The organism is Candidatus Aegiribacteria sp. (assembly GCA_021108435.1).
GTDB lineage: Bacteria > Fermentibacterota > Fermentibacteria > Fermentibacterales > JCC-6 > Aegiribacteria.
Genome location: JAIOQY010000153.1, coordinates 1 through 13,869, shown reverse-complemented (window position 1 = coordinate 13,869; position 13,869 = coordinate 1). Strand labels below are relative to the sequence as shown.

11 protein-coding genes are annotated in these 13,869 nt (G+C 47.4%); 6 read left to right on the top strand and 5 right to left on the bottom strand.

The window, feature by feature from the left end:
* Positions 1–39: 39 nt before the first annotated feature.
* Together K8R76_08585 and K8R76_08580 are read left to right on the top strand one after the other, a co-directional pair.
* Positions 40–1,515 carry a T9SS type A sorting domain-containing protein gene (locus K8R76_08585; GenBank protein ID MCD4848232.1) on the top strand — a complete coding sequence of 492 codons (1,476 nt, stop codon included), beginning with the start codon at positions 40–42 and terminating at the stop codon, positions 1,513–1,515.
* Between the two features lie 110 nt (positions 1,516–1,625).
* The gene (locus K8R76_08580) at positions 1,626–2,507 is read left to right on the top strand and encodes a hypothetical protein (protein MCD4848231.1); all 882 of its coding nucleotides are present in this window, start codon (positions 1,626–1,628) and stop codon (positions 2,505–2,507) included.
* A 3-nt stretch (positions 2,508–2,510) separates the two neighbouring features.
* Here K8R76_08580 and K8R76_08575 read toward each other — a convergent pair whose 3' ends face one another.
* The 3 genes from K8R76_08575 to K8R76_08565 form a co-directional block, all read right to left on the bottom strand.
* Positions 2,511–3,323 carry a class I SAM-dependent methyltransferase gene (locus K8R76_08575; GenBank protein ID MCD4848230.1) on the bottom strand — a complete coding sequence of 271 codons (813 nt, stop codon included), beginning with the start codon at positions 3,321–3,323 and terminating at the stop codon, positions 2,511–2,513.
* A gap of 103 nt (positions 3,324–3,426) precedes the next feature.
* Positions 3,427–5,199 (bottom strand): T9SS type A sorting domain-containing protein, encoded by a 1,773-nt coding sequence (locus K8R76_08570; protein ID MCD4848229.1) that lies wholly within the window; start codon positions 5,197–5,199, stop codon positions 3,427–3,429.
* A gap of 208 nt (positions 5,200–5,407) precedes the next feature.
* Positions 5,408–6,280: a linear amide C-N hydrolase gene (locus K8R76_08565; GenBank protein MCD4848228.1), complete on the bottom strand. Its 873-nt coding sequence runs from the start codon at positions 6,278–6,280 to the stop codon at positions 5,408–5,410.
* 125 nt (positions 6,281–6,405) lie between these two features.
* On the opposite strand from K8R76_08565, the gene K8R76_08560 reads away from it, so the two are divergent.
* Entirely contained in the window at positions 6,406–7,830 is a 1,425-nt protein-coding gene (locus K8R76_08560) for a Do family serine endopeptidase (protein ID MCD4848227.1), read from the top strand.
* Here the strand turns inward: K8R76_08560 and K8R76_08555 are convergent.
* Positions 7,815–8,960 carry an amidohydrolase gene (locus tag K8R76_08555; protein ID MCD4848226.1) on the bottom strand — a complete coding sequence of 382 codons (1,146 nt, stop codon included), beginning with the start codon at positions 8,958–8,960 and terminating at the stop codon, positions 7,815–7,817. The two genes, K8R76_08560 and K8R76_08555, sit on opposite strands and share 16 nt — an antisense overlap.
* A gap of 24 nt (positions 8,961–8,984) precedes the next feature.
* The gene (locus K8R76_08550) at positions 8,985–10,673 is read right to left on the bottom strand and encodes a glutamine--tRNA ligase/YqeY domain fusion protein (protein MCD4848225.1); all 1,689 of its coding nucleotides are present in this window, start codon (positions 10,671–10,673) and stop codon (positions 8,985–8,987) included.
* A 370-nt stretch (positions 10,674–11,043) separates the two neighbouring features.
* On the opposite strand from K8R76_08550, the gene K8R76_08545 reads away from it, so the two are divergent.
* From K8R76_08545 to K8R76_08535, 3 genes are read left to right on the top strand one after another with little or no spacing between them, the layout of a single operon-like run.
* Positions 11,044–11,445, top strand: a complete 402-nt coding sequence (locus K8R76_08545) for a PadR family transcriptional regulator (GenBank protein ID MCD4848224.1) — start codon at positions 11,044–11,046, stop codon at positions 11,443–11,445.
* Positions 11,438–12,322, top strand: a complete 885-nt coding sequence (locus K8R76_08540) for a sensor domain-containing protein (GenBank protein MCD4848223.1) — start codon at positions 11,438–11,440, stop codon at positions 12,320–12,322. The genes K8R76_08545 and K8R76_08540 overlap by 8 nt, the downstream gene beginning before the upstream one ends.
* A complete protein-coding gene (locus K8R76_08535) occupies positions 12,322–13,437 on the top strand; it encodes a 6-bladed beta-propeller (GenBank protein MCD4848222.1) in 1,116 nt (371 codons plus the stop codon). The genes K8R76_08540 and K8R76_08535 overlap by 1 nt, the downstream gene beginning before the upstream one ends.
* Positions 13,438–13,869: the final 432 nt, after the last annotated feature.

The following is a 13,869-nucleotide window of genomic DNA, read 5'->3' as shown; positions in this document are numbered from 1 at the left end:
GGATTAGAACAGAACAATCTGCAAAGGGAGTGAATGCGTATGAGAAAGCCGGATTCATGGATGCTTGTGCTTGCGATTTGCCTGTTATTACTTCCATTCCAGGTGCTTGCCCAGATTACTTTTGAATGCTGGTATGGCGGCGGCCGGCGCGAGGAAGGCCAATCCGTCACTCAGACTTCGGATGATGGTTACGCAATGTGCGGATATACAAAATCGTTTGGAGATCCTGATGGCGATGTTTACCTGGTAAGAACCGACGAATACGGTGACACCTTATGGACAAGAACGTTCGGCGGCTCGTCCTTAGAACAGAGTTTCCGTGTTGAACAGACAAATGACGATGGATTTATAATCGCAGGATTAACACATTCTTTCGGCAGTTTAAGTCAGATGTATCTTGTCAAAACCGATAGTTTCGGAAACCTGGACTGGCAGGGAACATACGGTGGTGGATATGTTGAATACGGCTATTCAGCACAGCAGACATCGGATAACGGATATATAATTTGCGGATCATCCAATACATTCGGTGCCGGGAGTTATGACATGTACCTGGTTAAGACTGATTCACTCGGTGTTATGGACTGGCAAAAAACCTTCGGTGGAACCGGTAACGACAGAGGACATACAGTGGAACAGACCGATGAAGGGGGCTATATCCTTGCCGGATATACAAACTCATTTGGTGCCGGCGGAGCAGACGTGTACCTTGTTCGAACAGATGGAAACGGCGATACACTCTGGACAGGAACCTACGGAGGATCCGATGATGATCTCCCTCATTACGGCAGATGTGTAAGGCAAACTTATGATGGCGGATTCGTTGTTGCCGGCTACACGAAATCTTTTGGTGCCGGGTCGTATGATATCTATTTACTGAAAACAGATTTTCTGGGAAACATGGAATGGGAGAAAACCTACGGCGGTTCCGATTTGGATCTTGGCCGATCGGTTGAGCAACTGCCTGATGGCGGATTCATAATTGCCGGATCAACGAAGAACTTCGGTGCAGTTCTTTACGATGTATACCTGGTGAGGACAGATGCTGATGGCGGTGTCATCTGGACTGAAACCTTCGGCGGTTCGGATTATGATTATGCCGAATCCGTGCAGCGAACTTCCGACGGTGGTTTCATCATCGGAGGATATACGAAGTCATACGGTTCGGGAGAGTTCGACTTCTACCTTATTAAAACCGAACCCGACATGACCGGCATAGAAGAAACAGGTTCTCAGGAAATAATCACATTTTTCGGGAATGAACCTAACCCATTCGAAAACTTCACTACGGTAGAGTACAACCTGGCTCAGAGCTGCATTGTGGATGTCTCTGTTTATGATGTCAACGGAAGACTGATCAAAGAGCTGGAAACACAGAACAGGGAAGCAGGAGTTCATAGCGTAATCTGGGATGGAATGGATAATTCCGGTATGGAAGTAACCAGCGGTATATATTTCTGCCTGTTCAGGACAAGCGGTGTTTTCACAGCCAGAAAAATGTGCCTGATCAGATAACCGGAGCAATATGGTTTACTCCTGTCCAGCTGGTATGTGACTGATTATGATTCACCGGATTGGTGATATGTTTTTTCAACAGGCAACCCGCCTGTGAGAAGGGAAGTTAAATGATTGTTTTCAGCAGGATCGCATCAGTTGTGTTACTGGTTCTTATACCGGCAATAGGTTTTGCATCAGCGGATTGCACGGAAGCAGCTTTCGATTCAGATGGATCAAAAGAAAGCACACTGAAAATCCAGATAGCAGGACCCTCCGGTTGGACAAACGTGTGGGGAGTTGCCTATCACGACGGATATGACATGCTTTATATCAGTGGCTGCCCCAATAATGAGTTAGCATACGGAAGTTACTATGGAGGAACGTCTGTATCCTGGACAGTTTTTGACACTGCTGAAGCTGTTTGCGGCTTAGGATGCTATCAGGATGATCTGCTCTTCGCAATAACCCAGAGCGACCCTGTGAATCCCGGGCCATTTTACCTGTATACATGGAATCTCACTGGTCTTGGAATACCGATGCTTCCTCCGGATGTATATGAACTTGGCGCACCTTTCACCGGATCCATGGGTGGATGTGAATGGGACGGCGAGTATCTGTGGATAGTAGATCAAAACTTCGTGGTAGATGACAACGCAATAGTTTACAAATATGATGTGAGTACTCATTCAGTGGTGAGCAGCTGGTACTACAGCGAGCTGGGCGGCGTCGGCATCGCGTGCGTGTGGGACGCGGGTGATCTCAGAATCTGGATAAGTGACTGGTACGGCGGCGCCAAACTCATGGAGCATACGGAAAGCGGAACCCTGACAGGAGAAAGCTACGATATCACCACTTCTCCTACTGATATTGCGTACAAATACGAGGTGAGCTTCGATGGTCCCGGCTTCTTTGTCGGTAATCACGAGTACAATACAGTGGATTTCTACTACCACACGACATCGAATCTGGAAAGTGGTTCGTGGGGGCAGATAAAGGCGTCATTCTTTTAGATATCAACTCTTCCGAGCTTGAAGACTGTACATAACCGGCAGGGCTGGATAATTCTCCGGAAGCCTGTACCACCTGTCTGAATCCTTGATCATCGAGGGAATGCATTTCCATGAAATACATTCGTGTTCGTGCAGGAACTCCAGTTTCAGTCCCGCGTCTATCAGGCTGTTCAGAATATCGCTGAAGCTCCAGGTCCATTCCCAGCTGGGATTTTTTACAGTGTAATCTCCGTCTGAATAGTCCGGATAGTCTGCCGGCCACCTGTTCGGTTCCTTTGAATGGAAATAAGGATAACGGACAGTAAGTCCTTCACTTTCATCATCGAATACGTGGATGAATGGATGAGATTCGAACAGGTAGAAGAATCCGCCTGGTTTCAGATAGCGATTGATGAGACGTCCCCACTCCTTCAGATCGGACAGCCAGCAGAGCACGCCTTCGGATGTATAGACAATATCAAATTTCTCGTTCAGGTGTTCCGGCAGATCGAAAAGACTTGATTCGATGAATCGACCCTTCAGACCAGTACGCTCTGATATTTCCCTTGCGCTGCGAAGAGAAAGCGGGGATATGTCAACTCCGGTTACTTCAGCTCCTAGACGAGCCCAGGAGAGCGTATCAGAACCTATATGGCATTGCAGATGGAGCAGAGATTTCCCCTTGACATCGCCGACTTCTCCGAGTTGAATATCGTCCAGCACATGTCCTCCGTTGAAGAGAGGATCAAGGTTATATGAGCGACTATGCACATCAGCCAGTTCGTCCCAGTGTTTCCGGTTGCCTTTTTCTGCTTCAATGTTACGATCAACAGACATAATAGCCTCCATCGGTTTTTGAAGAAACTCTACAGAGTTGCAGCGATGATTATTCCGGGGACAGTAGTCCCCGGAATTTGTGAATTTGCGGAACCAGGTTTAATCAGGGCAGGTAAAGCAGTTTTACCACACCTCGGGTTGAACCTGCATCGATTCTTGCATAGTAAAGCCCGGGATTTGCCGGACTGCCATCTTCCAAATGACCATTCCAGATAAGCGTTGCTTCATTCTCACTCGTCAACGTTGCGCTGAGTCTGTTAATCATGCGGCCATGCATGTCATAGATCTCAATCTCCGGATTTTCAATCATCGAAATCCCTGCAAAATTCAATTGCAGAATCACAGAGGTGCTGAACGGATTCGGTATAGCCTGCAGTTGAAGAACCGGTGGTATAATAACGACATCGTCCTCAATCCCGACATTGGCGTCTGCGCTGAAGTAGTATCCGGTTCCCCCTGTGCTGGATGTGGATGCTACAACAAGGATAACAACGTCATTCGGATCGGTCAGATCCATAACGTTAATCTCTCCGGTCTGCGAGCTTTCTTCCAGCGTCATACGAAGAACCTCTGTGGTGCCGTTTCCGTACTGCGCGAGAGCCCATACGGCGTAAGCATTGCTGTCATTCCCATCGAATGACAGCAGAAGAGTTTGGAAGCCATCGAAATCCTGAAAACGGTAGTAGTCGGCAGCCCAATGGTTCACAGTTTTATAAATATCGGAAACAGGATAAGTCGAATAAGTTCCAGATACATTGAAAGGGGGCAGGTCATCACCCTCATACCCGAAACGCCCGTCTTCAATGGTTGTGTCATCGAGGAAGTTAGCAACAGCCCAATCTGCGAAGATATCGGCAAAGTTTTCAGAATAACCGAAATCATCCAGTACTGCTTCGTATCCCGCAATTGAGTTCAATGGTTCGTGAACCAGTGCGTATGTGGTTTCATGTCCACCATACTGTTCGTAGAAGTATAGCGCCCATAGATAGGTTTGAATGTAATCGGCCCAGGTTGCGTCCCATTCGGTCAGGTTGTTATCCGGATTGCTGTTGAACATAGAAATATTATCCGGATTTCCGTAGAGCCACATCGCCAGTTCGGATAAGCTCTCGTTCACCCAGGTTACTTCATCATCATCGTATTTCCAGTGAATCATATGCTGAAATTCATGGGCAGCTACAGCGAGCATGTAGTCACTGCCGGGACCGCCTCCCGAACTCCCGGTGCTGAGATATAGTACCTCACACTCGTTGCTGTGATTTGGGGGATTTTGGCCCTCCGGATACTGATCGAACCAGAAGAAGAATCCGTCAGCTGAGATTACAAAATCGAACCACATCAGATAGATCCGCGGATCTTCGTCCATTTCATCCGGCGGTGTTCCGAAAGCGATGCTGTCGATTTCGTAAACTCCCTGATTCGGATACGGACCGGGACTGGTGTTTTCCCAGCGCTCCATAATTATATCGACTTCGGCCTGATTTATGGAGACGTTCCACTCGGAGTCTCTGACCACCACGTAGCCCCGGTCGCTCTTCCCGCGAACCGTACATGATTCATATACGTAATGGGGCGGCATTGGATCGTGAACCCAGAGCCACCAATACCATGAATCTCCGACTTCAGGATTGTCCGGAGGAGATGAAAGAACACCGGGGGCTTCCAGGTATACATCGGGACCCATGTTATCCGGTGATGGCATCTGTATGTCATGAACGAATGGCTGCGTATAATCGAGATTCTGCGCGGCAGCTTCACCCTGCATAATCGGGATCAATCCAAACCCGCTCAGGAGCAGGGCTGTGAACGCGATCACGACAACGCGTCCTCCTTTTGTCGATGAACTTCTGAAAGATCGACACTTTCGTGTTAACATGCTATTCCTCCTGATGAGTTGATTTTGAACCCTTGAAATATCCTACCCCACAAATTACAGTATACAAAAGATATACGAATGTCTTATAGCTGTTCTCTGAAGATCAGCTCTTCGATTATACTGAGGGCAGGGGTGAAATGACAGAGGCTTTATCCTGCCCGGAGCTGGAAGTACCTTTGGTTGATTTGTGGGCATGAGTACAAAGGAATTACAACCAGAGCCTTAAATCTTTAACTGTAATACCATTCTCATCGAGCTGCATTGATCTGTCCGAGTCGAAACCGGAGAAAGTCTCAATTGTCCGGGCATTCATAGATACTTTCCATACGTGGTTGAAATCGCCATCAATACATATATACACCGTTCTATTCGATGGATCGTAGATTGTAGATGCTTTTGTGGACCAGATTTCATCCGTGTTGACAGCGGCCTCGAGTGTTCCGACAGCATCGTCAAGAATGAAACCGTCGAAGTTGTCTTCAATGAATGCAAGCGCGTTCCTGTACCTGTCAGCGCCTACTCCCTCTATCTTTCCGATAGATATTTCGCGGGTGTCAGCTATCTTGAAATTTGTCATCACAATCCAGTCACCCTCAATATTCGTTATCAGGTTTTCATCGATACCCGCTTCTGCGATAATGGCTCGCCCGGAAGTGTCCGCAATCAGTGTGTGCAGGGTGAGTTCGTACATGTTGACCAGTTTGACGGTGTCGATAAAGGCTTCGACCTGTTCCAGTGATGTGCAGTCATTTATCGAGGTGATGAACAGCTCCCAGATACAGCGCTCATCGTGCTCAGGATCCGGTTCTCCTTCTATCATCGGGCACTGATATTGAAGTGAAGAGAACATACCATGTTCATTCATGGCAACGGCAGGAATCCATATATCAAGGTCACAGTCGTAAAAGGACATATCGAACACAACTCCTATGTCCCATTCATGAACGCTGAATCTTATCTCCGATTCTGGTGGATAGTCGAAGTTCATACCGAACCAGGTTTCATCCGCGTAAACTGCGTATCCGGTGCAGGCGCCGGCAATTGATGTCAAACAGAAGAGAGCTGCAAGAATATATGTCATTTAGTTTTCTCCCTTGAGCATTTCAGTAGAAGAAGAGCATACTTATACCGCAATAATATATGTTATGCTTAAGGTATGGAATATCTGTTCTAGAATTATCGTATTGCCAGTCCGGGAGGAATTAAATGAAGTCATTACCCCGCAGTTGGATAACCCCCGTCTATTTACCTTCAGTATTATTGATGATTGTATTCTCAGTCAAAGGGTTGGAGGATACTTCCACTGGAACAGTTCCAATACCGTTTGACGTACATATACTGAGTAACATGTTCGTGGAAATATCTGAGGCTGTGGGTCCAAGTGTTGTGACCATCAATACGCAAACAACAGTTACTACCGTAATGCCGCTATTCCCTGGTTATTCTCATCCATATTATTTGAACCAATCTGATAATTTTCCTTCCCCCCGCGAGCAGGAGTACACCACTATATCTGTCGGTAGCGGAGTGATTGTTTCAGAAAACGGGCTGATCCTTACGAATCACCATGTCGTAGGAGTTGTGGATATGGTGGAAGTGATTCTCCAGAGCGGTGAAAGTTTTACCGGAGAACTGATTGGAACCGATCCGGCAACCGATCTGGCTTTAATACATATAGAAGCTACAGGACTTCCGGCGATTACAATTGGTGACAGTGATGAACTCAGAGTCGGTCAGTGGGTGCTTGCAGTTGGATCCCCTTTTACTCTGAGCCAGACAGTAACCCAGGGAATAGTAAGCTATATCGGCAGATCAGATATTGGACTTGTGGATTATGAGAAATACATACAGACTGATGCTGCAATCAATCCGGGAAACAGTGGTGGAGCACTGGTTGACCTTGATGGAAGGCTTATTGGAATCAATACAGCGATTACCATAAACAGCAGAGGTTATCAGGGAATTGGATTCGCAATTCCTGTGAATCTTGCGGTGAATGTAATGGAAGATCTTCTGGAATACGGATACGTGCGCAGAGGATGGATCGGTGTTTCTATTCAGGAACTTACTCCTGGTCTGTCGGAGCATTTCGGTCTTGATGAAGATGCTTTTGGTGTACTTATCTCTCAGGTTCTCAGTGATACTCCAGCAAGGGAATATGGCTTTCAGCGCGGGGATATAATTCTTGCAGTTAATGAAGACCCATTCAGAACTGTGGCGGAATTCAGAAACATGATAGCAGACATTGAGCCTGGTACAACTGTTGAGATAGGAATATTCCGTAACGGAAGAACCAGGACCATCGACGTGGAACTCGGAGAACGTGAACAGGATGAAACAGTTGAAACATACTGCTCGTCCGCTTCAGAAGAATATGGATGGATACTTGAGGAGCTGAATATAGAAACAGCCAGAGCTCTTGGTGATGAAACCCTGCAGGGTGTGCTGGTGCTTGAGATTCAGCTGTCAGGGAGAGTAGCTCGAGCCGGAATTCAGATAGGAGACGTAATCCTGGAGATAGATGGAGTTGAAGTGAGAACCCCGTTAGAAGTTGACAGGATCATTGATTCTTCCACCGACACTCTATTCCTGATATGGCGACAGGGATATTCGATTTACTTTATGCTGTAGTACTCTATGATTTGTCTGAAAACATTGACTCCAGTAGTAATAAGCTCATCGGGAAAGTCGTATTCCGGGCTGTGCAGCGCGGATGAGTGGATTCCGGCTCCGATTCCGAAGAGGGTTCCTGGATAGCTCATAGTGAAGTGACCGAAATCCTCAGACCATGGGAAAGGTTTATCAGGCTGGATTATCTCAAGTCCAAGATATTCCGCGGCTGTTCTGACCAGGTCAACGGTATTTTCTGAGTTCTCTGTCAATGGAAATTCTTCTGTCCAGCTTATTTGAACATTAAGCTCGCAGGAATTCGCAATTTCCCTTACACTATCTTCAGACCGCTGTGACAGAGATTTCATTGCTTTCATATTGCCAGATCTCAGAGTTACCATCAGAAGCCCCTTACCGGGGGAAGTTCCGAATACGGGCTCTCCTATTCTCGCGTGAGTTATGGTTGCATTCGCGAGATCGTTCATGGGATTATCAGAAGCCGGAAAATCATTGAAAGTCTGGATCATCAAGGCTATCGCAAGGGCAGGGCTTCGGCCCAGGTCCGGTTCAGCGGCGTGCGAAGAGGATCCTGAAAGCTCGATTACCATACCTCTGGATGCGGAAGCGAAAATACCTGTACGCAGAATTATGCTTCCGATTGGAAATCCTGGCAGATTGTGCAGAGCGAAGACAAAGTCAGGCATTATATCCTGAAACCGCGGGTCTTTCAGAACCCGAATAGCTCCCTCCCCGGTTTCTTCAGCAGGCTGGAAGAGCAGAACAACGGATCCAGAATCTGGACGGTTTTCCGATAGCCACTTCGCGATACCTGCCATTATTGCCATATGTCCATCGTGTCCGCACTTGTGGGAAATCCCATCCATAGTTGAGGAGTAAGGCAGATCCATTTTCTCCAGAACCGGTATCGCATCCATGTCACACCTTAGAAGAATCCTGGGGCCTGTGATTGGACCATTGAAGACTGCTGCTATTCCTGTACCGCCAAGTTCCGTTATCAGATTGTCCGGATTGCAGCCTAGCAGAAGTGCTTTCAGATACTCAGCTGTGGATGATTCCTTTCCTGACAGCTCAGGAATACTGTGAAGATGCTGTCTTATCCTTATCAGTTCCTGATATTGCTTCTGATTCATTACTTCCCCCGGCTTGAAAAATACCTATTCCCCACCGGTATTACGCTGGATCTTTTTCCACGTATCTCGAAGAGAGATCGTTCTGTTAAAGATAAGCTTATCCGGCATGGATTCTGGATCTGCGCAGAAATATCCCTTTCTTTCGAACTGCAGAGGAACACCAGCTTTGAAATCAGCAGCTGATGGTTCGAGTCTGCAACCGGTGAGAACTGAAAGTGAATCAGGGTTTATAGTCTTCATGAAATCATCCTCTGCGAGAGGATTTTCCACAGTAAAAAGCCTGTCGTAGAGTCTGACTTCTGCCTTCAGGGAATGCTCTGCTGATACCCAGTGAATCGTTCCCTTCACCTTTCTTCCATCAGGGGCGTTGCCGCCACGGGTCTCAGGGTCATATGTACACCGAAGCTCTATAATATTGCCGTATTCATCCTTTACTATATCCCTGCAGGCTATGAAATAGGCGTATCTCAGGCGTACTTCTCTTCCCGGTGCCAGTCTGAAGAACTTCTTTGGCGGATCTTCCATGAAGTCCTGTCTTTCTATGAACAGTTCCCTTGAGAAAGGAACCATCCTTGTTCCCGCTTCTTCGTCCTCAGGATTATTTACGAATTCCATCTCCTCTGTCAGATCCTCAGGATAGTTTTCTATAACCACCTTGAGCGGGTCAAGAACACCCATTCTTCTTTCTGCTCGAATGTTCAGGTCTTCTCTGATGCAGAAATCGAGGAGTGCCATGTCCACAGTGCTGTCCCTTTTCGCGACTCCTATTCTGTCAATGAAATTCCTTATCGATTCAGAAGTTACTCCTCTCCGCCTGAGTCCTGAAAGAGTAGGCATCCGCGGGTCATCCCAGCCGTTTACGTATCCATCTTCCACGAGTTGAGCGAGTTTGCGCTTGTACATCACAGTGTACGTGAGGTTCAGCCTGGCAAACTCGATCTGCTGAGGATGAAATACTCCAAGCTGGTCGAGTATCCAGTCATATATCGGTCGGTTATTCTCGAATTCAAGCGAGCAGAGTGAGTGTGTTATTCCTTCAATTGAATCCTCAAGACAGTGCGCATAGTCATACATGGGGTATATGCACCACTCGTTACCCGTTCTGTGGTGACTCTTCTTCAGTATGCGGTAAATTGCCGGATCGCGCATGTTCATGTTTGGAGAAGACATATCAATCTTCGCTCTGAGTGTTCTCGAACCGCTGGGGAATTCACCCGTTTTCATCCTCCGGAAGAGATCAAGGCTCTCCTCCGCTGAGCGGTTTCTGTAAGGGCTGTTAATTCCAGGTTCAGTTAGTGTCCCCCTGTATTTCCGGACATCCTCAGCGGAAAGATCGCAAACATATGCAACACCTTTCTCAATTAACTGCTCGGCATACATGTACATCTGCTCGAAATAGTCAGAAGCGAAGAACAGCCTGTCTTCCCAGTCAAATCCAAGCCATTTGATATCTTTCTGTATTGATTCCACATATTTGACATCTTCCTTTACCGGGTTTGTATCGTCGAATCGAAGATTGCATATACCGTTATACTCTTCAGCTATTCCAAAATCAATGCAGATCGCTTTTGCATGGCCGATATGAAGGTATCCATTCGGCTCCGGCGGGAACCTCGTGTGTATCCTTCCGCCGTGCTTGCCATCAAGCAGGTCTTTCTCTACGATTTCTCTTATGAAATTGGTACCGTGTTCAATCGTGTTTTCAGATATCATGATGCTCCCTGTTTAATCCGCATATCTCACCAGAGTTACTACTGCAACGGCGCATAAGGCACTCGCATACTGCGTTATGCTCAATCGATCTTCCTTGAAGTATATATAATACATCTTCGTCGATCTCACTCGCATGCCTTGTCTGCGAGCGCTTCTACACCGTTTCGTTACGCAACCTGGTGAAATATGCGGATTTAAGGCTTATGCCGTGTACTGTAGAAAGGTATCATAATAAAGGCGCGGCGTTTCAGCAGTTCCCGCTGTCTTAATCATGATCTTCACCGCAGTTATATTTGACATAGTGTTAAGTTCGTAGTAGTATTGATCTGAGATTAGTGTCTGGCCATGAAAACGGAAAGGATGTGAAAGAATGATTGACCCTTCCCGGTCCGGGGAAGTTTCTGATGATGAAGTAGTGGCGACCGACAGGAAGTTCCTGAAGGAATTGAGTGCCGGTATTACATCACTTGCGCTTCTCAGCATTATGCAGAATGCCGATGAACCCATGTACGGCTACCAGATCGCTAAATTCATGGAGGATAAAGATGAAGAACTCCCACTCATTAAGCACGGCGTACTCTATCCTGTTTTGAGGTCACTTGAGAGAAATGATCTTCTCTCAAGTATTGTGGAACCGTCGGTATCAGGTCCGCCAAGAAGGTACTACACAATCACTGATGAGGGCAAACAAACCCTTCAAAGATGGATAGGCATCTGGGAAAGGACAAGCACTATGGTGAACAGAGTAATTGGAGGTGTTCACGATGTATAAAGCAATTGAAGAATACCTGAATTCATTCAGAAATGAATTGAAAGGCAGTGACAGGGCAACCATCCAGGACGCCCTGGCAGACGCTGAGGATCATCTCACAACCGCTGTTGAGAATAAGTTGTCCGATCGTCCCGTGAAGACAGTAGAAGAAGCTGTTAAGGCCGTTATCGACAAGTATGGAGCCCCCGATGAGGTTGCTGATCATTATCGAGTGGTGGAGGAGTACACAACCCCCGTCCTTGCGGCTGCGAAACAGAAGCAGGGCAGTAAAGGACTTGCGAAGTTCTGCGGCATAATTACTGAACCTGTGGCATGGGGGGCGCTTCTGTACATGATCCTTGCTCTTGCTACAGGTATCATTTACTTCACGTGGGCTGTTACAGGGCTCTCTGTATCTGCGGGTCTTATTGTGCTGATAATAGGTGTCCCGCTGACATGGCTCTTCTTTCTCTCCTTCAGGGGTATAGCGCTGGTCGAGGGAAGGATAGTAGAAGCGTTGCTGGGAGTGAGAATGCCGCGCCGGACGGTCTTCATCAGGAAGGGCAATGGCTGGTGGGGAAGCGTTAAGGGTGTCTTTACCACAAGGAGCACATGGTCATCTCTTCTGTATCTGATACTCATGCTTCCGCTTGGGACACTCTATTTCAGCGTATTCATAACGCTTATTGCCGTTTCACTGAGCATGATCGCGGATCCGATTCTTGAGCTGGTTTTCAGGGTACCTGTATTCGATTTTCCAGAAGCATGGTGGACACCTGTATGGCTGATGCCGTTCGTGGTTGTTGCCGGAGCGCTTCTCTTCCTTTCCACACTTCACCTCGCGAAATTGACAGGGAAAATCCACGGAAAATTTGCGCGTGCAATGCTGGTGAGCTGATGAAAACAGGAATTCTGAAGATAACCATGATTCCTCTTTCTGTTGCCATAATAGCATCGTGCGGGCAGGAAACTGCGGAGTGGACTGAACCATGGCCTGACAGAATAGAGCTGCTGATAGCAGACAGCATCGGTGTCGAGACCGGTGACAGCAATTACGTATTCGGAGCTGTTGGAGATGTCTGTTTCGGAGCAGGCGGTGAAATACTGGTTCTCGATCAGGCAGGAGGACATGCAAGGGCTTTCTCGGGTGACGGGAAATTCATTACCCGAATAGGTGGTCCTGGCAGCGGACCGGGAGAGCTTTCACTGCCCCTGTCAATTGCCTGCCTTGAAGACGGCAGGATATTCATTCTTGATCCCATGTGCAACAGCTATGAGGTTTATGACGGCTCTGACTTCTCGTTTATTGAACAGGTATCCCTGTGGGGCAATAACCCCCCGATGGATCCCTGGGGTCTGGACGGGAACGCGTATCTGGGATTGAAGTTCGAAATGGATCAGACTGAAGCAGTGCTTACAGGAGTAAGTACACTGGGGCGTTTTCAGATGGGGGAAGAGAATCCCGAATACTCTTATTATGTTGATGAATTCCCGGTGGATCTGAGCGATTTCGGAGGACTCGTGAAGAATATGCTCTGCTCCATGGTGTTTACAGGTGACAGGCAGGGGAGAGTTTTCTTCTCCTTAATGTCCTCCGATGCTTATGAAGTATCAGGCTTCCTGAGCAATGGGACCGAGTTGCTCCGTATCTGTATCGATATGCCTCCGGTCCCAAGGACGCAGCGGGAGATGGATGAGGAAAAAGCATATATGGAGAGCTGGGTATCAAGGGTGGGCGGTATACCGATTGAATGGGAATCCGAGCCTTACAGATGTATGATTACCGGTCTCGGTATTGATGCCCTGAATAGACTGTGGGTACAGAGGGGAACCGAAACAGCACCGGTCTTTGATATCTTCGATATGAACGGAGAGCACCTTCTTTCCGCAAAGTTTCCGAGGGAAGGGCACAGCTGGAAGTTCCACATCGACCAGCATGGCATCCTTGCCTGGGAGGAAGACCCTGAACGTGGAACGCAAAAGATCTATCTGGTCGAGTTACCGGAAATGTAATGTACTACTTATTCTCGATTATATCCTGCACGAACCCCGTGAAGCAGAAGAAACCTATGGGGCAAGGATCTGCGTAGTAGGAACCTGATTTAACCTGGTCGAGAATGATCTCTTTATTGACTTCGCGTTTCTCCACAGCCAGGCATGGCGTGGCCGTGAACGCCGCCAGGGAATCTTACCGACAGCAGCAACCGAAGAGGAACCTGCTTCGATGAAAGACCGTTTCTCATGTTCCAGACGGAGAAGACAGCTGTGGGCTGTGCTTCTGAAGAAAGTCTGGGATATTGACGCCCTGAAGTGTCCGAAGTGCGAAGCACTTCGATAAATCGTTAATATTGGTTGCAGGTATATTTACTTTCAGGTACTAATAGTTCGGAGAGTAAGATCTACTCCTGGTTTTCGATGAATTCTATATCGGCTAAATCTCTGTGT